This is a genomic window from Streptomyces sp. SAI-127 (genome assembly GCF_029894425.1).
Classification (GTDB): domain Bacteria; phylum Actinomycetota; class Actinomycetes; order Streptomycetales; family Streptomycetaceae; genus Streptomyces.
On the sequence record NZ_JARXYJ010000001.1, the window covers coordinates 8,162,082 to 8,183,473 of the forward strand.

The 21,392-nt window shown below is 70.6% G+C and carries 22 protein-coding genes; 21 read left to right on the plus strand and 1 reads right to left on the minus strand.

Annotated elements, in window-relative coordinates; genetic code table 11:
• Positions 1-10: 10 nt before the first annotated feature.
• From M2157_RS37510 to M2157_RS37530, 5 genes are all read left to right on the plus strand, one after another.
• Positions 11-772, plus strand: a complete 762-nt coding sequence (locus tag M2157_RS37510) for an amino acid ABC transporter ATP-binding protein (protein WP_280856647.1) — start codon at positions 11-13, stop codon at positions 770-772.
• The gene (locus M2157_RS37515) at positions 772-1,833 is read left to right on the plus strand and encodes an LLM class flavin-dependent oxidoreductase (protein WP_280856646.1); all 1,062 of its coding nucleotides are present in this window, start codon (positions 772-774) and stop codon (positions 1,831-1,833) included. Before M2157_RS37510 ends, M2157_RS37515 begins: the two co-directional genes overlap by 1 nt.
• A complete protein-coding gene (locus tag M2157_RS37520; protein WP_280867416.1) occupies positions 1,823-3,118 on the plus strand; it encodes an NtaA/DmoA family FMN-dependent monooxygenase in 1,296 nt (431 codons plus the stop codon). The genes M2157_RS37515 and M2157_RS37520 overlap by 11 nt, the downstream gene beginning before the upstream one ends.
• A 4-nt stretch (positions 3,119-3,122) precedes the next feature.
• Positions 3,123-3,908 carry a DUF1684 domain-containing protein gene (locus M2157_RS37525; RefSeq protein WP_280867417.1) on the plus strand — a complete coding sequence of 262 codons (786 nt, stop codon included), beginning with the start codon at positions 3,123-3,125 and terminating at the stop codon, positions 3,906-3,908.
• Between the two features lie 207 nt (positions 3,909-4,115).
• Entirely contained in the window at positions 4,116-5,024 is a 909-nt protein-coding gene (locus M2157_RS37530) for a S1 family peptidase (RefSeq protein ID WP_280856643.1), read from the plus strand.
• Between the two features lie 75 nt (positions 5,025-5,099).
• Here the strand turns inward: M2157_RS37530 and M2157_RS37535 are convergent, their stop codons facing one another.
• Positions 5,100-5,999: an alpha/beta hydrolase gene (locus M2157_RS37535; RefSeq protein ID WP_280867418.1), complete on the minus strand. Its 900-nt coding sequence runs from the start codon at positions 5,997-5,999 to the stop codon at positions 5,100-5,102.
• 89 nt (positions 6,000-6,088) lie between these two features.
• Between M2157_RS37535 and M2157_RS37540 the strand changes: the two genes are divergently transcribed.
• The 16 genes from M2157_RS37540 to M2157_RS37615 all read left to right on the plus strand — a co-directional run bounded on the left by M2157_RS37540 (position 6,089) and on the right by M2157_RS37615 (position 21,392).
• Positions 6,089-6,976, plus strand: a complete 888-nt coding sequence (locus M2157_RS37540; protein WP_280867419.1) for a slipin family protein — start codon at positions 6,089-6,091, stop codon at positions 6,974-6,976.
• 233 nt (positions 6,977-7,209) lie between these two features.
• Complete coding sequence (locus M2157_RS37545; protein ID WP_280856640.1) at positions 7,210-8,292, plus strand: S1 family peptidase; 1,083 nt, start codon at positions 7,210-7,212, stop codon at positions 8,290-8,292.
• Between the two features lie 230 nt (positions 8,293-8,522).
• Positions 8,523-8,687, plus strand: a complete 165-nt coding sequence (locus M2157_RS37550; RefSeq protein ID WP_280867420.1) for a hypothetical protein — start codon at positions 8,523-8,525, stop codon at positions 8,685-8,687.
• Entirely contained in the window at positions 8,684-9,091 is a 408-nt protein-coding gene (locus tag M2157_RS37555; protein ID WP_280867421.1) for a hypothetical protein, read from the plus strand. The genes M2157_RS37550 and M2157_RS37555 overlap by 4 nt, the downstream gene beginning before the upstream one ends.
• Before the next feature lie 76 nt (positions 9,092-9,167).
• Positions 9,168-9,743: a phage tail protein gene (locus M2157_RS37560; protein ID WP_280856637.1), complete on the plus strand. Its 576-nt coding sequence runs from the start codon at positions 9,168-9,170 to the stop codon at positions 9,741-9,743.
• 37 nt (positions 9,744-9,780) lie between these two features.
• Positions 9,781-10,071, plus strand: a complete 291-nt coding sequence (locus tag M2157_RS37565) for a hypothetical protein (protein ID WP_280856636.1) — start codon at positions 9,781-9,783, stop codon at positions 10,069-10,071.
• Between the two features lie 47 nt (positions 10,072-10,118).
• Positions 10,119-10,484: a hypothetical protein gene (locus tag M2157_RS37570; protein ID WP_280858964.1), complete on the plus strand. Its 366-nt coding sequence runs from the start codon at positions 10,119-10,121 to the stop codon at positions 10,482-10,484.
• Positions 10,485-10,497: 13 nt separating this feature from the next.
• The gene (locus tag M2157_RS37575) at positions 10,498-11,331 is read left to right on the plus strand and encodes a hypothetical protein (RefSeq protein WP_280867422.1); all 834 of its coding nucleotides are present in this window, start codon (positions 10,498-10,500) and stop codon (positions 11,329-11,331) included.
• Between the two features lie 39 nt (positions 11,332-11,370).
• A complete protein-coding gene (locus M2157_RS37580) occupies positions 11,371-12,570 on the plus strand; it encodes a hypothetical protein (protein WP_280856634.1) in 1,200 nt (399 codons plus the stop codon).
• Positions 12,567-13,427, plus strand: coding sequence for a phage tail domain-containing protein (locus M2157_RS37585; protein WP_280856633.1), 861 nt, complete (start codon positions 12,567-12,569; stop codon positions 13,425-13,427). Before M2157_RS37580 ends, M2157_RS37585 begins: the two co-directional genes overlap by 4 nt.
• Before the next feature lie 36 nt (positions 13,428-13,463).
• Positions 13,464-14,546 carry a hypothetical protein gene (locus M2157_RS37590; protein ID WP_280856632.1) on the plus strand — a complete coding sequence of 361 codons (1,083 nt, stop codon included), beginning with the start codon at positions 13,464-13,466 and terminating at the stop codon, positions 14,544-14,546.
• A gap of 25 nt (positions 14,547-14,571) precedes the next feature.
• Positions 14,572-15,573, plus strand: coding sequence for a hypothetical protein (locus M2157_RS37595; protein ID WP_280856631.1), 1,002 nt, complete (start codon positions 14,572-14,574; stop codon positions 15,571-15,573).
• Positions 15,573-16,700, plus strand: a complete 1,128-nt coding sequence (locus M2157_RS37600; RefSeq protein ID WP_280856630.1) for a hypothetical protein — start codon at positions 15,573-15,575, stop codon at positions 16,698-16,700. The genes M2157_RS37595 and M2157_RS37600 overlap by 1 nt, the downstream gene beginning before the upstream one ends.
• Before the next feature lie 16 nt (positions 16,701-16,716).
• Positions 16,717-16,890 carry a hypothetical protein gene (locus tag M2157_RS37605; protein ID WP_280867423.1) on the plus strand — a complete coding sequence of 58 codons (174 nt, stop codon included), beginning with the start codon at positions 16,717-16,719 and terminating at the stop codon, positions 16,888-16,890.
• Positions 16,891-17,001: 111 nt separating this feature from the next.
• Positions 17,002-20,427 (plus strand): DNA polymerase III subunit alpha, encoded by a 3,426-nt coding sequence (gene dnaE, locus M2157_RS37610; protein WP_280867424.1) that lies wholly within the window; start codon positions 17,002-17,004, stop codon positions 20,425-20,427.
• Positions 20,424-21,392 carry a hypothetical protein gene (locus tag M2157_RS37615; protein ID WP_280856627.1) on the plus strand — a complete coding sequence of 323 codons (969 nt, stop codon included), beginning with the start codon at positions 20,424-20,426 and terminating at the stop codon, positions 21,390-21,392. Before dnaE ends, M2157_RS37615 begins: the two co-directional genes overlap by 4 nt.

The following is a 21,392-nucleotide window of genomic DNA, read 5'->3' on the forward strand; positions in this document are numbered from 1 at the left end:
AAGTTCAGCGATGAGTGTCATGGTCGACATCAGGTCCGTCCACAAGAGCTTCGGATCACTGGAGGTGCTCAAGGGCATCGACCTCGCCGTGCACACCGGCGAGGTCACCGTGATCCTCGGCCCGTCCGGCTCCGGCAAGTCGACGCTGCTGCGCACCGTCAACCACCTGGAGAAGGTGGACCGGGGCGCGATCAGCGTGGACGGGGTGCTGGTCGGATACCGGCGCAGCGGCGACAAGCTGTACGAGCTGCCCGAGCGCGAGGTGCTCAGACAGCGCACCCGGATCGGCTTCGTCTTCCAGAACTTCAACCTGTTCCCGCATCTGACCGTGCTGGACAACGTCGTCGAGGCCCCGGTGGCCGCCCTGAAGAGGCCACGGAAGGAGGCCGTGGAGGCGGCGCGGCGGCTGCTGGACCGGGTCGGGCTCGCCGACAAGGCCGACTCCTACCCGAGACATCTGTCCGGCGGACAGCAGCAACGGGTCGCGATCGCACGGGCGTTGGCGCTGGAACCCCGGCTGCTGCTGTTCGACGAACCGACCTCCGCGCTCGACCCCGAACTGGTCGGCGAAGTCCTCGACGTCATCAAGGACCTGGCCCGCCAGGGCACCACGATGATCGTCGTCACCCACGAGATCGGCTTCGCCCGCGAGGTCGCCGACACCGTCGTGTTCATGGACGACGGACGCATCGTCGAACAGGGCCCGCCGGCCGACGTGCTGGACACCCCGCAGCACGAACGCACACGCTCCTTTCTCTCGAAGGTGCTGTGATGCTGCATCTGTCCGCCGCCGTTGACCAGCCGTCTGCCTACGACGCCGCCTCCTACCTCACCCTCGCCCGGCTCGCCGAGCGCGGCGGGCTCGACTTCGTGACGCTCGAGGACAGCTTCGCCCGGCCCGGTCCCGACGCGCTCGCCGTGCTGGCCCGTCTCGCGCCCGCCACCAGCCGGATCGGCCTGGTGCCCACCGTCACGACCACGCACACCGAGCCCTTCCACGTCCAGGCCGCCGTCGCCACCCTCGACTGGGTCAGCCGGGGCCGGGCCGGCTGGCGGATCGACGTGTCGACCACCGAGGGCGAGGCCCGCCTCTTCGGCCGCCGGCACGCGGCGCCCGCCGGCGAGCTGTGGCAGGAGGCCGGTGAAGTCGCCGACGTGGCCGCAAGGTTGTGGGACAGCTGGGAGGACGACGCCGAGATACGGGACGTGCCGACCGGCCGTTTCATCGACCGGGACAAGCTGCACCACGTCGACTTCCGGGGCACGTCCTTCTCCGTCAAGGGACCCTCGATCGTGCCGCGGCCCCCGCAGGGCCACCCGGTCCGCGTGGTCGACGCCACCGACGCTCCCGCCCGCAGGACCGCCGCCCGGTACGCCGACGTGGCCCTCGTCCGCGCCTCGAGTGCCATGCAGGCCGCCGCTGCACGGGACCAACTCCGTTCCATGGCAGTGGATTTCGGGCGGCACCCCGACCAGCTGCGGATCCTCGCCGGCCTCCTCGTCGACCTCGGCGACGGCGAGCACGCGGCCGAGCCGGGGCACGGCGGGGGCGGCCCCCGGCAGACCCCGCAGGGGCCGCTCTACCGCGGCGGCCCCGTGGACCTCGCGGAACTGATCGCCACCTGGCACGGCGAGGGCGTCGTCGACGGCTTCCACCTCACGCCCGTCGAACCACTGCGCGACCTGGAACGGCTCGTCAACGGCACGGTGGCACTGCTCCAGCACCGCGGACTGTTCCGCACCTTCTACCCGGGCAGTTCGCTCAGGGAGCACCTCGGCCTCGCCAGGCCCGCCAACCAGTACGCCACAACGGGAGTGCGTCATGAGCCGTAGGCGGATGCATCTGGCCGCGCACTTCCCGGGCGTCAACAACACCACCGTCTGGGCCGATCCGGAGTCGAGGTCCCAGATCGAGTTCTCGTCCTTCGAGCACCTGGCCCGCACCGCCGAACGCGGACTGTTCGACTTCTTCTTCCTCGCCGAGGGCCTGCGGCTGCGCGAACACAAGGGCCGTATCCACGACTTGGACGTCGTCGGGCGCCCCGAGTCGATCACCGTGCTCAGCGCGCTGGCGGGCGTCACCGAACACCTGGGGCTCGCCGCCACGGTCAACACGACCTTCAACGAGCCGTTCGAACTCGCCCGCAGGTTCGCGACCCTGGACCACCTGAGCGGAGGCCGGGCTGCCTGGAACGTGGTGACCTCCTCCGACGCCTTCACCGGGGAGAACTTTCGGCGCGGTGGCTTCCTCGACCGGGCCGAACGCTATGCGCGGGCCGCCGAATTCCTCGAAACGGCAAGGGAGTTGTGGGACTCCTGGACACCGGACGGGCTCCCGCGGCCGTTCGCGCACCGCTGGCGGCACTTCGACATCGCAGGCGAGTTCACCGTGCCGCGCTCCCCGCAGGGGAACCCGGTGGTCATCCAGGCCGGGGACTCCGACGAGGGACGGGAGTTCGCCGCCTCCGCCGCCGACGTGGTCTTCGCACGGCACAGTTCGCTGGAGGAGGGCCGGGTCTTCTACGCCGATGTGAAGCGCCGCCTGGCCAGGTACGGCCGTACGCCCGACGACCTGAAGATCATGCCCGGGATCGGCGTCGTGCTCGGCGACACCGCCGCCGAGGCCCAGGAGAAGGCCGCCGAGATCCGACGGCAGCAGACCTCCCCGCAGACCGCGCTCCTCACGCTGGAGCAGATCTGGGGCGTCGATCTGTCCTCCTACGACCCGGACGGCCCGCTGCCCGACATCGACCCGGTGGCCGATACCTCCCTCACCCAGGGGCGGACCCGGCGCGGCGACACGGTCGCGATCGCCGAGAAGTGGGCGGCCCTGTCCCGGGAGAAGGGCCTGTCGATCCGGCAGACCGTGATCGAGGCGGGCGGCCGGCAGCTCCTCATCGGCACCCCGGACGCGGTGGCCACCGAGCTCGACGAGTTCGTGCAGCGCGAGGCCGCCGACGGCTTCGTCCTCGTACCCCATCTCACCCCGGGCGGCCTCGACGCGTTCGTCGACGAAGTGGTCCCGCTGCTCCAGGAGCGTGGCGCGTTCCGCACCGGATACCAGGGCACCACCCTGCGCTCGCACCTCGGGCTCCCCGACCCCGTACGGAAAGGCTGATCACATGACCACCGACGCGTCCGACGCCTGGAAGCTGTGGCACGAGCACCGCGTCGAAGCGGTGGCCGAGCCCTATGGGCCGCTCGCGCTCATCGGCACCCACTGGTTGGACGACCATCCGGACGGCCGGCTCCCGGGCCTCCCCGGCACCTGGGCCCCCGCGGACGACGGCGTGACGCTGACCGCGACCGGGGCGGACGGCCTGACCGTCGACGGGCGGCCCTACGACGGCCAGGTACGGCTGAGCGCCGACCTCGGTCCGACCGAGACCGCCCGGGTGGCGTACGGCGAGCGCCGGCTGGTCGTGCTGGTTCGCGAAGGCGTATGGGGCGTACGGGACTTCGACCCCGCCGCCCCGGCCCGGCGGGCGTTCCGCGGCATCGAGGCGACACCGTACGATCCGCGCTGGTCGGTGCCGGGGCGCTTCACGCCGTACGACGCGCGGCGGACCGTGCGCGTGCCGAGCGCGGACGGGGTCGAGCGCGGGCTGGGGCTCGGCGGCGAAGTGACGTTCGTGCTCGACGGACAGGAACTGACGCTGAAGGCCGCGGTCCGGGACGACGGCTCGCTGTGGGCGGTTTTCGGCGATACGACGAGCGGCGACGGCAGCTACCGGTTCCGGTTCCTGTACCCCTCCGCGCCCGACCCCGAAGGCCGTACGACGGTCGACTTCAACCGGGCGCTCCTGCCGCCCTGCGCCTTCGCCGACCACTTCATCTGCCCGTTCCCGCCGCCCGGGAACACCCTGGCGGTCGCCGTCGCCGCGGGGGAGCGCAACCCGGCCCGGTGAGCGGCCGGTTCACCGGACCGCAAAGGTGGTTCAAAGGTTGACGGCCGAAAGGCGCCCTTGCGCCTACCGTCCGTTCGGCCGAATACTCCCCCTCAGCGCTTGTCAGGGGCACGGCGTGTTCGAAATCCGGACGGCCGAACCGCTGACTGCGCCTCACGGGCCCCGACCCCACGCGGGCCCCCGACTTCCCCTGGGAGGGAACGAAACGTGAGGATCAGGCGCACCACCCCCCGCAGTGGCATTGCGAGACGGACCCGGCTGATCGCCGGTACCACCGGCCTCGTGGCCGCGGCCGCCATCGCGGTCCCCAGCGCGAACGCGACCGCTGCGACCCCGTTCAGCACCGCCGAACTCAAGAGCGCCAGCAGCTCGGTGCTCAAGGCCGACATCCCGGGCACCGCCTGGGCCGTCGACAGCAAGACCAACCGTGTGGTCGTCACCGTCGACAGCACGGTCTCGCAGGCCGAGATCTCCAAGATCAAGGAGCAGGCGGGCAGCAACGCCGACGCGCTCACGATCAAGCGGACCCCGGGCAAGTTCAACAAGCTGATCTCCGGCGGCGACGCCATCTATGCGAGTAGCTGGCGCTGCTCCCTCGGCTTCAACGTCCGCAGCGGCAGCACCTACTACTTCCTGACCGCCGGTCACTGCACCGACGGCGCGGGCACCTGGTGGTCGAACTCCGGGCACACGACCACGCTCGGTTCGACGGCCGGGTCCAGCTTCCCGACCAACGACTACGGCCTCGTCCGCTACTCGTCCAGCTACCCGACCTCGTCGATCTCCGGCACCGTCGGCAGCGTCGACATCACCAGGGCCGCCACCCCGACCGTGGGCACCACGGTCACCCGCCGCGGCTCCACCACCGGCATCCACAGCGGGCGGGTCACCGCGCTCAACGCGACCGTCAACTACGGTGGCGGTGACGTCGTCTACGGCATGATCCAGACCACGGTCTGCGCCGAGCCCGGCGACTCCGGCGGCCCGCTGTACGGCACCAACGGCGTCGCCTACGGTCTCACCTCCGGCGGCAGCGGCAACTGCTCCTCCGGCGGCACGACCTTCTTCCAGCCGGTCACCGAGGCCCTGAGCGCCTACGGCGTCAGCGTCTTCTAGGCCCGCAAGGGCCCGCGTCGCAGCCGGCACCCGGTGGACCCCCGTACGCATCTGCCGTACGGGGGTTCGCTGCGATCACGACGTGGTCCGTTTCGACGTGGTCTTCTTTGGTGGTGCGCAGAGCCAGTCCAGTACGGCAGGCAGGGCCTCCAGCGCTCCGAAACGGCCGGTGTCCTGCTGGAGGACGGGACGGGCGCGGGGGATGCGGTCCGCCAGCCACGTGAAGTGGCCGACCGGGGAGAACCTGTCCTGGGCGCCGTGCCACAGCAGCACGGGCCGGATGACGGCCGCCGGGTCGAAACCCCAGTCGCTGAGCAGGGCGAGGTCGTCGTCGAGCCAGCCGTACGACGAACCGCGCACCGCCTCCCGGTAGGTGCGCAGCAGCATCTCGCCGACCGCCCGGTCGGAGACGATCCGCCGGTCGGAGTCCGTGAGCCCGTCGCGCAGGGAGACGAGCAGCTGCGCCGGGTCGCGGCGGATGTCGGCGGCGCGGGCGGCGAGGCGGCCGGCGAAGGCGAGCGGGTCGGTGAGCGCCCGGGTGAACTCCTCGACGTGGGACTCGGCCATGCCGTCGAACCAGCTCAGATCCCGTGCGTCCGGCGGTGCGGGTGACGCCAGCGCCGCCGCCCGCCGTACCCGGGAGGGCAGCAGCGCGGCGCAGGCCAGGGCGTGCGGGGCGCCGCCGGAGTGGCCGAGCACCGAGAAGCGGCCGAGACCGAGGGCGCCGGCCAGCTCCGCCACGTCCCGGGCGGCGTCGGCCACGCGGCGTCCGGGCAGCCGGTCCGAGTCGCCGTAGCCGGGGCGGTCGTAGGCGATGAACCGGATGTGCGGGTGCGCGGCGACGACGTCCCGGGGTACGACGCCGAAGCGGCAGCCCGGGGTGTCGTGCAGCAGTACCACCGGTGTGCCGTCCGGGTCGCCGTATTCCTCGACCGTCAGCCGGCGGCCGTCCTGTGTCCTGATGCCGTGGACCACCTGTGTCCTCCGTCTCCCCTTCGTGTACACAGCGGAGTTACCGTCGAAGTACACACCTTGAGCGCCTGGTTCGGACCCTGGGGGTCGCGATGGTCGAGGAGCTGGTGGCAGCGGGCGTGACGCTCGTGTCCGCCGGAGCGGTGTACGTGATGGCGGCCGCGCGGGTCGTCAAGCAGTACGAACGGGGCGTGGTCTTCCGCCTCGGAAAGCTCAGGTCGGAAGTGCGCGGGCCGGGGTTCACGATGATCGTTCCGGGCGTGGACAAGCTCCGGAAGGTCAACATGCAGATCGTGACCATGCCGGTGCCCGGTCAGGAGGGCATCACCCGGGACAACGTCACGGTGCGGGTGGACGCCGTCGTCTACTTCAAGGTGACCTCGCCGGCCGAGGCGGTCGTCCGGGTCGAGGACTACCGGTTCGCGGTCGCGCAGATGGCGCAGACCTCGCTGCGGTCGATCATCGGCAAGAGCGAGCTGGACGATCTGCTGTCCAACCGCGAAAAGCTCAACCAGGGGTTGGAGTTGATGATCGACAGCCCGGCGGTGGAGTGGGGGGTCACGATCGACCGGGTCGAGATCAAGGACGTCTCGCTGCCCGAGACCATGAAGCGGTCCATGGCCCGGCAGGCCGAGGCGGACCGGGAGCGGCGGGCCCGGGTCATCAACGCGGACGCGGAGCTCCAGGCGTCGAAGAAGCTGGCCGAGGCGGCCAAGGAGATGTCCGAGCAGCCTGCCGCGCTGCAACTGCGGTTGCTGCAGACGGTGGTGGCGGTGGCGGCGGAGAAGAACTCGACGCTGGTGCTGCCGTTCCCCGTCGAGCTGCTGCGGTTTCTGGAGAGGGCGCAGCAGGGGGGCGCTGCGCCGGCTCCGCAGCAACCGGTGCGGCAGCCAGTGGAGCAATCGCTGCAGGAGCAACGTGCGTCTCTTGAATCCCGGCCGGATCCGGGCCCCGCAGGGGCGAATTCAGGACAGGACTAGACCTCACAGGCTGATGGAGGGTTACTCGCTCGTAGTGTTTGCAGCGTGAATGGCCTGGGGTGACCGTGGACTGTCAAAAATGGCAGGGGCGCACAACCGCGTTCTACGCGCGTCCGGAAGTCACCCTTGTGCGCTCCCTGTGGGGTTCGGAAGAGTAAGGGCTCGTCAACCAGCCTTCCGGCCCGCGAGGTCCCCACAATCTCCCGGGCCGACCCCCCACAGGAGGACGCGAGTTGAAGCATCGACGCATACCCAGGCGCCGGATCGTCGTGGCAGGTGCGGGCATCACCGCGCTGGTCGCCGCGGGAGTCACCTTGCAGACTGCGAACGCCAGCGAGTCGCCGGCCTCGCCCGAAGTCAAGACCCTCTCGGCCCTCGCGGCCGGAAAGCTCGCCTCGACGCTCGGGGCGGATCTCGGCGCGGACGCGGCCGGGACGTTCTACGACGCGAAGACCAAGAGTCTCGTGGTGAACGTGCTCGACGAGGACGCGGCACGGACCGTGTCGGCGGCCGGCGCCTCGGCGAGAATCGTCTCGAACTCCCTCGCCGAGCTGAAGAGCGCGCGTACGACGCTGTCGAGCGACGCGACCATCCCCGGAACGTCCTGGGTGACGGATCCCACGACCAACAAGGTCGTCGTCACCGCCGACCGCACGGTCTCCGCCGCCGAGTGGACCAAGCTCACGAAGGTGGTCGACGGGCTGGGATCGGTGGCCGAACTCCAGCGCACGAAGGGGGAGTTCAAGCCCTTCATCGCGGGTGGTGACGCGATCAGCGGTTCCGGCGGGCGGTGCTCGCTGGGGTTCAACGTGGTCAAGGGCGGAGAGCCGTTCTTCCTCACCGCCGGGCACTGCACCGAGGCGATCTCGACGTGGTCGGACTCGAGCGGAAAAGAGATCGGCACCAACTCGCTGTCCAGCTTCCCGGACAACGACTACGGGCTGGTGAAGTACACGGCGGAGGTCGATCACCCCAGCGAGGTGGACCTCTACAACGGGTCCTCGCAGGCGATCACGGGTGCGGCGGCCGCGACGGTCGGTCAGTCGGTGACGCGCAGCGGGTCCACGACCCAGGTGCACTCCGGCAAGGTCACCGGGCTGGACGCGACGGTGAACTACGGCAACGGCGACATCGTGAACGGGCTGATCCAGACCGACGTGTGCGCGGAGCCGGGGGACAGCGGAGGGTCGCTGTTCTCGGGGAGCAGCGCGATCGGGCTGACGTCCGGTGGCAGTGGTGACTGCACCTCCGGCGGGGAGACGTTCTTCCAGCCGGTGACGGAGGCGCTGTCGGCGACCGGGGCGTCGATCGGCTGACGGTTCGGTGGTGCGTGGAGTCCCGTCCCTGTGTGGGGGCGGGACTTTCGCGTGTGTGGTGTGCGCGCGAGCCCCCTGTCATCGTTACCTGTTCGAGACCGCAAGTTGCTCACGCTGCGCTTGGGGCGGCCGTTACATTTGCGGTTCCTGGGGCGTCAACTTCCTTTTGACCGACGGAAGTTGATCTTCCGTCAGGTCCCTTCACAGCCGATCGTTTCGGGGGAAACGCTGTGCAGAAGATCCAGTTGACCTATTGGTGGAACGGGCACGGGCCGGGTGACGTCGTGGACGTCGACGAACCCACCGCGCGGGGACTGCTCGGCGTCATCGCGCGGCCCGCGGAGGACTCAGAGGATTCCGAGGGCGGCGGCGAGGAGCCGGGGTCCGGGCGATGAGCGAGCCGTACATCACCTTTCCGGACGTGGAGCAACTGGTCGTCGACCTGCTCAAGGACCGTAGCGAGCTGGCGGGTGTCGTCGTCGACGTCGCGCCGCCCTCCGGGTTCGACGGCTCGCAGCGCGCCGTACTGGTCTCCCGGATGGGCGGCGCCTGGGCGGAGGACCCGCGACTCGACAATCCGCTGGTCGACCTGGAGGTGTACGGCCCCTCCAAGGCGGCGGCCCACACCGTCTCCCTGGTGGCACGTTCCCTGATGCTCCAGCTCCGGGGGGCGCAGTACGGCGGGGCGACCGTCGTGGACGTCGTCGAGGAGGACGGTCCGCGTTGGCTGCCCGACTACCGGCACGCCGCCGCCAACCGTTACGTCTCGACCACCCGGCTGGTGGTCCGCCCGGCCTGAAGGGCCGTATCGCCGGCATGTCTTCGCCGTACTCCCACAGCAGCACGTCATGTCCATCTCCCAGCAAGGAGCAGTGATGGCCGGAACGAACGCCAAGGAGATCCGGGTCGCGGGCAGTGGCCGTGTTCTCATCGCCCCGCTCGCCACCGCACCTCCCGCCGACACCAGTGCGGCCTGGGGCGCCGCCTGGAAGGACCTCGGCTACACCACCACCGACGGGGTCAAGATCTCCAAGAAGGACAAGCTGGACCCCGTGGACACCTGGCAGAGCGTCAGCTCGGCGCGGTTCGTCTACTCCGACCGCGATCTCAGCTTCAAGTTCCAGCTCCTCCAGCTGAACGAGGACACCCTGCCGTTCTTCTTCGGCGGCGGGCAGGTGAAGGAGACGGCGACCGGGTCCGGCCTCTACAAGTACGAGCTGGCGGCCGAGCCGAAGTTCGACGAGCGGATGCTCGGGCTGGAGTTCACCGACGGCGACGAGGTCAAGTACCGCATGATCGTCGCCCGCGGCCAGGTGACCGAGACGGAGGAACTCGCCCTCGTCCGTACCGCCCCCGTGAAGCTCGGCGTCACCTTCACCGCGCTGGCCACGGTGGACGGTGCCCCGCTGGCGACCTTCCTGATGAAGGACCCGAGCTTCAGCGCGGCCTGACCCCTTCGTTCCTCACGCAGCAAGGAGCTCCACCGACATGGCACCCTTCAACGTCAACGCCGCCCGCGCCCAGCGCCTCGAGGCGGTCGGAAAGAACTGGGAGTTCGAGGTGGACGGGGATGTGTTCCGGCTGCCCACCGAGTTCCCGCGCAGCATCGCGAAGCAGATCGCCGCGCTGGAGGACAACGACATCGACGGACTGCTGGCGCTGCTGCTCGGAGAGGAGCAGTTCGAGCGCTTCTGCAAGTACGACACCAGTGTTCAGGACGTCTCCGCGATCCTGGAGGCGTACGGCAACGAGACGGGCATGACGCTGGGGGAAGGCTGAGCCTCGGTGCGCTGGTCGACGAGCACGCCGAGGCGCTGGAGGCGGACCTGCTCCGCCACTACGGAGTCGACCTCCTCGACTGGTACCGGGGCCGACTCTCCTCCCGCCGCCTGCGCGTCCTGACCGAACACCTCCCGGCCGACTCGTCCTTCGCCCGAGCGGTCCACGGCGAACAGGCGGACTGGACGGTCACGGATCATCTGCTCGCGGCGGTCGTGGACCATCTGGCGGTCGCCAACTGGATGTTCGCGACGGTCCATCGTGACGAGGACACGGAGCCGGCGGCTTATCCGGAGGCGGTGCCGCGGCCGGGGGAGGGCGGTACCGGGAGCCCTGAGCAGGAGGCTGGGCCGACCGTGGAGCAAGGGGCGTCGGCAGCCCAGATCATGGCCTTCCTGAGTTCACCGAGTTGAGAGGAAGCGGTGCGTGGCTGAGGACATCAGGGTCCTGGTCGAGAGGCTGACCACTCGGGTCGGGATCCTGGAGGGCACGGAGAATTTCACTGCGCGGTTCAAAGAACAGTTCGCGCAACAGTTCGCGAAGGATTCGAGTGTTCCGGAAGGGTTCAAGAAGGCCGTACAAGGCGAGATCGCCGCCTGGAAAGAGCAGCAGGACGCCGCACAGAAGAAGCTTTTGGACCCCAAATGGCATGCCGACAACGTGCCGGTCACCGGCGCCAAGGTGGAGGCTACCGGTCTGAAGGCCGACGTGTTCGTCGGACAGTTCGAGTACGGCCTCTTCAAGCACGAATACAGTCTGACCAAGTTCCTGGAGGACCGCGCCCAGCACAAGCGGGAGCAAGAAGTGGACAGGCAGCTCGCCGGCCTGACCTCCGCCGACCGGCAGTTGCGCGAACAGCTCTCCTCCCTCAAGACCAAGCTCGGCAGGGTCAGCCAGGTCGCCAACGACGGTGATCAGCGCAGCAAATCCGGGCGGACCAAGACCCAGGAACTGAACACCCATGTCACTGCGCTCCGGAACGCGGTCAACGGCATCCTCCGGACCCAGCACACCGACGATCAACGGGTACGCGGCCAGATCACCGCTCTCAAGACCAGGATCAGCAGGATCAGTCAGGTCGCCAACGACGCGGACCAGCGCAGCAAGTCCCTACGGCTCAAGGCCAACAATCTGGACCGGCAGGTCAGGGCAGGCCTGCAGCGGGTTCGTGAGCTGGAGGGCAGTGCGCGGGGTGCGGGGCGGTCGATCCAAGGGCTGCGCAACGACCTCAACTCCCTCGAACAGACCCTGCGGCGATGACGACCCGCACGACAGCGACAGCGACGGAGCCAACCCACCATGCAGACGTCACTCGTATCGGTCACCCGGGCGCTGAACCAGATGCGCACCGCGGCCACCAGCACCGGCGGTGCCGTCACGCGGATGCGGACCGCCGTGACCGGGGCCAGCGGTTCGGTCGACCGGCTGCGGAGCGCGGCGACCCAGGCGAGTACCGCCACCGGGCGGCTGCGGACCGGGGCCGGGCAGGCGAGCGCCGGTCTCAACCAGGTGCGGACCGCCGCCACCAGGGCCGCGAGCGACGTGCAGCGGGCGGGGCGGAGTGCCGCGTCGGGTGGTGGGCTCTTCTCCCGGTTCAGCCAAGGGCTGCGTACCGCCACCACCGCCCAGCGCGGGCTCAACACCGCCATGAAGGCCAACATCCTCGGTGCCATTCTCGCGCTCGTCATGCCGCTCATCACCAAGCTCATCGACATGGCGATGCAGTCCAAGACCGTGCAGGCCGTCATGCAGGCGGCGTTCAAGGTGATCGGGCAGGTGGTGGGGACGGTCATGAAGGGGGCGTCGGTCGCGATCAACTGGCTGATCGACGCCGGGAAGAACGTCGTCAACTGGCTGAAGGCCAACTGGCCCCTGCTGGTCGCCATCCTCACCGGGCCCGTGGGGATCGCCGTCCTGGCGATCGTCAAGCACTGGGACCGGATCAAGGAGGCGGTCGGGACGGTGCGGGACTGGATCGTCGACAAGTGGAACGCCGTTGTTGATTTTCTACGGGGGGTTCCTGGGAAGATCTGGGGTTTCTTCGCCGAATTGCCGGGCAAGCTCATGGGCTTGGGCGGCGACCTCGTCATGGGGCTCATCAACGGCATCAAGAACTCGGCCTCGGCCCTTCTCAACACGGTGAAGAACTTCATCATCAACACCATTCCCGGGCCCATTCGCAGCATTCTCGGGATCTCGTCCCCGTCCAAAGTGATGATGGGTTTCGGCGGGGATGTCGGTGAAGGGCTCGCCCTCGGCATGGAGGGCGCCGGAAACCGAGTGGCGGGGGCCGCCGGTCGGCTTGCCACCGCGACCGCGCGCAGCGTGATCGGCCCCGGTTACAGCCTCGCCGGAGTCGTCGGCGGGGCGTCGGCCCGGACCGGGGTCGCCCCGGCGAGCGGGCCCGTCACCGTCAACGTCCACCCCCGCCCCGGACAGTCCGAGTACGAGATCGGCCGGATCACCGCCCGCGAACTCGCCTGGGCGGCCAAACGATGACCGAACGGCAGCTCCAGCAGCCGGTGTTCGAGGTGGACGGCTGGGCCGGGAACACCGTCGACGACGACGGCGTCGAGTGGTGGGTCACCAGCGAGCAGGGCTGGGCCGCCACCCCGCCCGTCCGGCTCACCCTGACCGACCGCCCCGAGCGGCACGGCGCGTTCGACGCCCCCTCCTACCGGGGCCCTCGCGTGGTCACCCTGGAGGGCATGGCCATCGCGCCCGAACGCGCCGTACGGGAAGCGGCCAAGGACCGGCTGGCCGCCGTACTCGCCGACGGCAGCACGCTGTTGCCGCTCGTCGTCACCGAACCGCACCGCGTCCGGCGGGCGTTGGTCCGCCTCACCGCCGAGACGAAGATCGTCGACCGCAAGTCCGGAGCCTTCGAGTTCTCCCTGACCATGACCGCGCCGGACCCGTTGCGGTACTCCCACGGCCTGAATGTCAGCACCTGCCCACTGCCCTCCTCCAGCGGCGGTGTCGCCTTCCCCCTCACCTTTCCCCTGGACTTCGGCAGCGGCTCCTCCGGCGGCCGGCTGCTCCTCGAGAACAAGGGCACCGTCCCGACCTGGCCCGTCTGGCGGATCGCCGGGCCCTGCGTGCAGCCGGTGATCAGCAACACCGAGACCGGAGAGGAACTCGCCTTCGAACTCACCCTCCAGGACGGCGAGTTCCTGGTCGTCGACACCGACGCGCGCTCGGTCCTGCTCCAGGGCACGGCCTCCCGGCGGGCGACGCTGCTGCCCGGTTCGGACTGGTTCCCGCTGCGGCCGGGCGCGACGCCCGTGCTCTTCCGCGCCCGCGACTACGCCCCGGCCGCCCGGCTGACCGCCGAGTGGCGCGACGCCTGGCTCTGACCCCGCCCGCCTCAGCTATGAGAAGGAACCACCCGCATGGATGAGTTCGAGCGCGACTCCGGATGGCTCTCCGGAAGTGTCGTGGACGCCGAGGACGCCCGGCTCGCCACCGGCGTGCTCGCCTCGGCGGCGGCCGACCCCGGCAACCCGATCGCCGCCCGCACGGGCATCAGACCCGGCCCCGGCAGGCCCGGCAACGTCGAGGCGACCGCCACGCCCTCGCGTCATGTGACGGTCCGGCACTTCCAGGGGGTCGTCCAGGGCACCCGTAGGACCGCCGCGGGTGCCTATCTGATCACGCTCGCCCAGCAGAAGACCCTCGACGTGCTCACCGCCGCCCCGGCCCATTCGTCGTACGCCCGGATCGCCCTCGTCGTGGCCCGGCAGACCGACCGGCAGTACGGCGACGAGAGCGACGGCATGGTGGTGCAGGTGGAGGCCGGGGCGCCCGCGGCGACCCCGGTCGCGCCGGCGCTCACCGACGACTACCTGCCTCTCGCGCAGATCACCGTGCGGGCGAACGCGGGCTCCATCACCCAGGCGGACATCAAGGACCTGCGGGTGTTCACCGTGGCCGCGGGCGGAGTACTGCCGCTGCAGTCCTACGAGTCGCTCCCGGCCGACGGCTACTCCGGACAGCGGCTGTACGACCTGGAGAGCGGCCTCGACCTGGTCCGCACCGGCACGGCATGGCGTCCCGCGGTCACGGGGGCGGTGGAGCTCTTCGGGCCGGCGGACACGGGCTGGCCGCTGACCACCGGCTCGGCCGGGGCCACCGGGTACACCTTCAACCAGGTGACCGTGCCGGCGGCGCCATACCCCCGAATGCTCCTGGTCACCGGGCAGTTGACCGCGCAGACCTCGGGCGCCAACGAGCGCTGGGACCATGTCGTGCGCGTGCAGGACGGCACGCCGGTGTCCCTCGCCTGCTTCCACGGCGGCCCCACGGGGATCACCACCAGCGTCGCTCAGGGCCACCGGCTGCTGCCCGCGGCGACACCGCTGGTGCTGACGCAGTACGTCGCCCGGGGCGGTGGGATGACGACCGGTACCGCCAGTGTGTTCTCACCCGCCGCGCACTACACCGGCCTGCGCGTGATGGCGTTCCCCGTCCCGTGACTCCCCGACCGGAAGAGGCATCCCCATGAGCACGCCCACCCCAGAACGCGACTCCGGCTGGATCTCCGGCGGGGTCGTCGACGCCGAGGACGCCCGCCTCGCCACGGGCGTGTTCGCCGCGCCCGGGGCCGGGCCGGTCCAGGCCCGCAGCGGCATCCGGCCGGCCACCGGAGACCCCGGCCGGGTCCAGGCCACCGCCACCGTCTCCGGCAAGGTCACCGTCGCTCCCTTCCAAGGGGTGATCCAGGGGACCCGGGCCACCGCGACCGGCGCCTACCTCGTCACCCTCGGCCAGCAGAAGACCCTCGACGTCCTCGGCACGAACCCCGCCGACACCGCCAACCCGCGCAACGACCTGGTCGTCGCCCGGCAGCGCGACACGCAGTACGGCGACACCGCCACCGCCATGACCGTCGAACTCGTCAAGGGAACGGCCGCCGCCACCCCCACCGACCCCCCGGTGAACGGCGACTTCATCCCACTCGCCCGGATCAGGGTCCCGAAGAACGCCACGTCCATCGCCGCCGCCGACATCGACGACCTGCGCCCCTGGACCTCCGCGGCCGGCGGCATCCTGCGGGTCTGGGGCGAGAGCGGGCGCCCCACGTACCCCTACACCGGTATGTACATCCACCGCTGGGACACCAACCACCTGGAGTGGTACGACAGTTCGGCGGGCTGGCGGGCGGTTAACGACGACACCGGCTGGGTCACCCTTCCCCTCCTTCCCAACTGGAACGTGTACAACAACGAGACTCCGGCCGTCCGCCGTGTCGGCTCCACCGTCCACCTGCGCGGCGCCCTGCAGACCTCCATCGCCCTCTCGACCAACGGCACCTCCCTCATCGCCGTCCCGGCCGGTTTCCGCCCGGCGGTGAGGCACCACTGGTACACGGTGATCGGTGGCACCACGCGAGGCCTCGAACTCATGCTCCGTCCGGACGGCGGCATCGCGTTGTATCCCCAGGACTCCCCGCTTCCGGCCAACCAGCTGATCTACCTCAACACCACCTGGCTGGTGGGCTAGTGACCCGCACCCCGACCCGCTACACCTACTACACCGCCGACCTCGCCACCGGTGCCATCACCGACGAACTCCCCCTGTACGACGCCACGTTCAGCACCGAGCTCAACGAAGCCGGCGAGTTCCGCGCCCGCTTGCCGCTGGGTGACCCGCGGATCGGTGTCCACCGCCCCCGTGAACTCACCGAGCCCGGCCGCGCCGCCCTCTACGTCGAGCGGGGCGGCGTGCTCGTCTGGGGCGGGGTGATCTGGACCGTCAAGTACACCTCCGCCGACCAGCACCTGGAGATCGGGGCGGCCGGTTTCCTGTCCTACTTCGACCACCGCCGGGTCCTGCCCGCCGACTTCGACCCGGCCGCCCCCGACCTGGCCTCGGTCAACGTCCCCTTCACCGACCGCGACCAGTGCGACATCGCCCGCGACCTCGTCGCCATCGCCCAGGCGCACCCCGGCGGCGACATCCGGGTCCGCCCCGAGTCCACGGCCCGCTCCGGGATCACCCGCACCCTCCTCTACCCCGGCAGCGACCTCAAGAGCACCGGTGAGGCGCTGCGTGAACTGGCCAGCCTGGAGGACGGCCCCGACTTCCTGTTCGACATGGCGTACGGCAGCGACGGCCGTCCCGTGCGCAGACTCCGCGTCGGGACCCCGCACCTCGGCCAGCAGGGCACCCCGCACGTGTGGGAGTACGGCGCCAACCTCATCGGCTACACCTGGCCGGCCGACGGCGCCTCCACCGCGAACCGGATCTTCGCCCTCGGGGAGCAGGGCGAGAGCGACCAGCTCGTCGCGGTCGCCGAGGACCCCGGCACCGGGCGCCCGCTGACCGAGACCGAGGTCTCCTACGTCCATCTCACCGACGCGGACCTTCTGCGCTCCCAGGCCCGGTCGGCCCTCGCCGCCGTCTCCGCCCCCGTCGTCCTGCCCGAGCTGACCGTGCGCGCCGACCTGGATCCCGTACTCGGCTCCTATCAGGTCGGCGACGACGCCCTGGTCGTCATCAAGGACGTGTTCTTTCCCGAGGGCACCCGGTTCGGCGTGCGGATCACCGGGATCGAGGTCACCCCGGGCAACGACGCGGGCGAGGAACAGGTCCAGCTGACCGTCACCCCCGCCACCAGCACCCCATGAACCGGAGGAGTACCCCGTGACCAGGATCAACCGCCCCGACACCCTCCTCACCGAGCTGCGCGACATCAAACGCCGCCTCCACGCCCTGGAGACCGCGCAGCGCGCGACGTCCGCAGGCGGCCAGTCGACGGCCGCAGCCGAGCACCTCGCCGAGGAATCCACCGAGACCGGCACATCCGGGTCCGAATAGCCGTTTCCGCAGGTGAGAGGTGATCGGATCGTCGTCGTACACACGTTCGGTTTTTGGTCTATGGTGGAGGTGAGGCGATAGGGAACTGATGTTCGACAGCGGGAGGTGCGGATGCCTGGCTTCACTCATCTGCACACCGTCTCCGGGTTCTCCCTGCGCTACGGCGCCTCGCACCCGGAGCGCCTCGCCGAGCGCGCCTCCGAGCGGGGGATGGACGCCCTCGCCCTCACCGACCGGGACACCCTCGCGGGTGCGGTCCGGTTCGCCAAGGCCTGTGCGAAGGCGGGGGTGCGGCCGTTGTTCGGGGTGGGGCTGGCCGTGGAGGAGGCCGAGCCCGTACGACAGGAACGGCGCCGTGCTCCCGTGCGCGGAGGTGCCTTCGTCGACGAGTCGGCTCCCCGTGTCACCTTTCTCGCCCGGGACGGTGCCCGCGGCTGGGCCGACCTGTGCCGGCTCGTCACGGTGGCGCACTCGGACAAGGGCACGCCACTGCTGCCCCGGGCCGAGAACCGGGGGGACGGGCTGACCGTGCTGCTCGGGCCCGCCTCCGATGTCGGCCGGGCCCTCGCCGCCGGCCGCCCCGACCGGGCCGCCCGGCTGCTCGTTCCCTGGCGGGAGACCTACGGCGACGCCCTGCGGCTCGAAGCCGTCTGGCACGGGCGCAAGGGCACGGGACCGGGCTCCCTGCGGCTGGCCGCCCGTACGGTCGGCTTCGCCGCCGAGCAGCGGATCCGCCCCGTGCTCAGCAATGCCGTACGGTACGCCGACGCCGGCCTGGGCCCGGTCGCCGACGTCCTGGACTCCGCCCGCCGCCTTGTCCCCGTCGGCGCCGTCAAGGAACTGGACTCCGGCGAGGCCTGGCTCAAGGACGTGGGGGCCATGCTGGCGGCCGCCGAACGGATCGTCGAGGCCGCGGGTTTCCGGCGCGACACCGCTCACCGGCTGCTGGAGCAGACACAGGCGACGGCCGCCGAGTGCCTGGTCGACCCCGAGGACGACCTCGGGATCGGCACCGTCCACTTCCCCGAGCCGCACCTCGTCGGCGCGGGCCGCCGCACCGCCCAGCGGGCCCTGGCCTCGCGGGCGGCGGCCGGGATGGTGCTGAAGGGGTACGCGGGCAAGCCCGCGTACTGGGAGCGGATGCACGAGGAACTGGACATCATCGCCCACCACGGCTTCGCCTCCTACTTCCTGACGGTCGCTCAGGTCGTGGACGACGTGCGGGACATGGGGATTCGGGTGGCCGCCCGTGGCTCGGGCGCCGGTTCCCTGGTCAATCACCTTCTCGGGATCGCCCACGCCGATCCCGTCGAGCACGGGCTGCTGATGGAGCGGTTCCTGTCCACCCGGCGGCTCGTTCTGCCCGACATCGACATCGATGTGGAGTCCGCGCGCCGCCTCGAGGTCTACCGGGCGATCATCGGCCGGTTCGGGACCGAGCGGGTCGCCACCGTCGCGATGCCGGAGACGTACCGGGTGCGGCACGCGATCCGGGACGTGGGGGCGGCCCTGTCCATGGACCCCGCCGACATCGACCGCATCGCCAAGTCCTTCCCGCACATCCGGGCGCGCGACGCCCGCGCGGCCCTGGCGGAACTGCCCGAACTCAAGGAACTGGCAGCCGAGAAGGAGAGATACGGCCGGATGTGGGAGCTGGTCGAGGCGCTCGACGCTCTCCCCCGGGGGATCGCCATGCATCCGTGCGGGGTGCTGCTCTCCGACGCGACCCTGCTCCGCCGTACGCCGGTCATGCCGACCAGCGGCGAGGGGTTTCCCATGTCGCAGTTCGACAAGGAGGACGTCGAGGATCTCGGGCTGCTCAAGCTCGATGTGCTGGGCGTGCGGATGCAGTCGGCGATGGCGCACGCGGTCGCGGAGGTGGAGCGGGCGACGGGGGAGCGGATCGACCTGGACGCCGTGCCGCCGGGTGACCCGGCGACGTATCAACTCGTCCGGTCCACCGAGACGTTGGGCTGCTTCCAGATCGAGTCGCCGGGGCAGCGGGACCTGGTCGGGCGGTTGCAGCCGGCCACCTTCCACGATCTCGTCGTCGACATCTCGCTCTTCCGGCCCGGTCCGGTCGCCGCCGACATGGTGCGGCCGTTCATCGAGGCACGGCACGGGCGGGCGCCCGTCCGGTATCCGCACCCGGATCTGGAGCGGCCGCTGAAGGAGACGTACGGGGTCGTCGTCTTCCACGAGCAGATCATCGACATCGTCGACATCATGACCGGGTGCGGGCGCGGCGAGGCGGACCGGGTGCGGCGCGGGCTGTCCGACCCGGAGTCGCAGGGGCGGATCCGGTTCTGGTTCGCGCAGCACGCGGCGGCGAACGGATACAGCGCGGAAACGATTCAGCGGACCTGGGAGATCGTCGAGGCCTTCGGGTCGTACGGCTTCTGCAAGGCGCACGCGGTCGCCTTCGCCGTACCGACGTACCAGTCGGCGTGGCTGAAGGCGCACCACCCGGCGGCCTTCTACGCCGGGCTGCTCACGCACGACCCCGGGATGTATCCGAAGCGGCTGCTGCTGGCGGACGCGCGGCGGCGCGGGGTGCCGATCCTGCCGTTGGACGTGAACGAGTCGGGAGTCGCACATCGGATCGAACTGGTGTCTGAATCCTCTGTCGTGTGGGGGCTTCGGCTGGCCCTCTCCGACGTGCACGGCATCAGCGAGGCCGAGGCGGCACGGATCGCCGAGGGGCAGCCGTACGCCTCACTGCTGGACTTCTGGGAGCGGGCGCGTCCGAGCCGTCCGGTGGCTCAACGCCTTGCGCAAGTAGGGGCGTTGGATGCCTTCGGCGCCAACCGGCGTGATCTGCAACTGCACCTGACCGAGCTGCACCGGGGCGCACGCGGCGGCCGTGGGGCCCAACTCCCCTTGTCCGGCGGTCGGAAGACGGCCTCGGTCGGGCTGCCGGATCTCTCCTCCGTGGAGAAACTCAGCGCCGAGCTGGGAGTGCTGTCGATGGACGTCTCACGCAATCTGATGGACGACCACCAGAAGTTCCTGACGGAGTTGGGCGTGGTCAGCGCGCGCCGGCTGCGGGAGGCGCGGCACGGTGAGGCCGTACTGGTCGCGGGGGCCAAGGCGGCCACCCAGACACCGCCGATCCGGTCCGGCAAGCGGGTCATCTTCAGCACCCTGGACGACGGCACCGGCCTGGTCGACCTCGCCTTCTTCGACGACTCCCACGACGCCTGCGCCCACACCGTCTTCCACTCCTGGCTGCTGCTGGTGCGCGGGGTGGTGCAGCGGCGCGGCCCGCGCAGCCTCAGCGTGGTGGGCGCGGCCGCCTGGAACCTCGCCGAACTGGTCGAACTGCGGGACAGCGAAGGCCTGGACGCGGTGGCGGCACGGCTGGCGGAGCCGGTGCCGGTCCCGGACGGAGACGCGGCCGCGGATCCGACCGGCGGCAGGCGAATCCAAATGCCGACGGGATACGAACTGCATCCATGGGCCGATCTGCGACCGGCGGGTCAAGAGCCCTCACAGATACGGAAGTTGTGGCACCAGAGCCCGGGGAGTGCGGGATGACCATCCTCTGCGTACGTTTCCAGCTGCCGCCGACGCGGGAGGCGGCCCTGCCCGAACTGCTCGGCCTCCTCGAGGAGTTCACGCCGGTCGTCGAGGCGCTGCCGCCGGACCGGGCACTGGCCGATCTGCGGGGCGCCGAACGGTACTTCAAACGGGACGCCGTCGAACTGGCCTCGGTGATCCGGGTCCGCGCCCTCGCCCTGCACGGCGTCGACTGCGCGATCGGCGCCGGACCCGGGCCGATGCTGGCCCGCATGGCGCTGAAGGACGCCCGGCCCGGGGTGACCTGTGCGGTCCCCGGGGACGCGGTGGCGGACTTCCTCGCCGGCCGGCCCGTCGCCGCGCTCCCCGGCGTCGGCGGCGCCACCGCCCGCGTCCTGTGCGAGTACGGCCTCGACACCCTGGGCCGGGTCGCCGCCGCACCCCTGTCCACGCTCCAGCGCCTGGTCGGCGCCAAGGCCGGCCGCGAACTGCACGAGAAGGCGAACGGCGTGGACCGCGGCCGGGTGGTCCCGAACGGCGTCTCACGCTCCCTGGCCACCGAACGCCCCTTCACCCGCGACGAGTTGGACCCCGACCGGCACCGCCGCGCCCTGCTCTCCGCCGCCGAGGAACTGGGTGCCCGGCTGCGCGCCCTCGACAAGGTCTGCCGCACCCTGACCCTCACCGTGCGCTACGCCGACCGCACCGCGACCACCCGCAGCCGCACCCTCGGTGAACCCACCGCCCACTCGGTGGCCCTGACCAGGGCGGCGTACGACATGTACGAGGCCCTCGGTCTCCAGCGCGCCCGAGTCCGCTCCATCTCCCTGCGCGCCGAGGGCCTCGACCCCGCCGAACAGGCCTCTCACCAGCTCACCTTCGACCCCACGGACGACAAGCTCCGCCGTATCGAGGAGGCCGCGGACCGGGCCCGGGCGAGGTTCGGGCCGCTGGCGGTACTCCCGGGAACCCTGGCCGCGTAG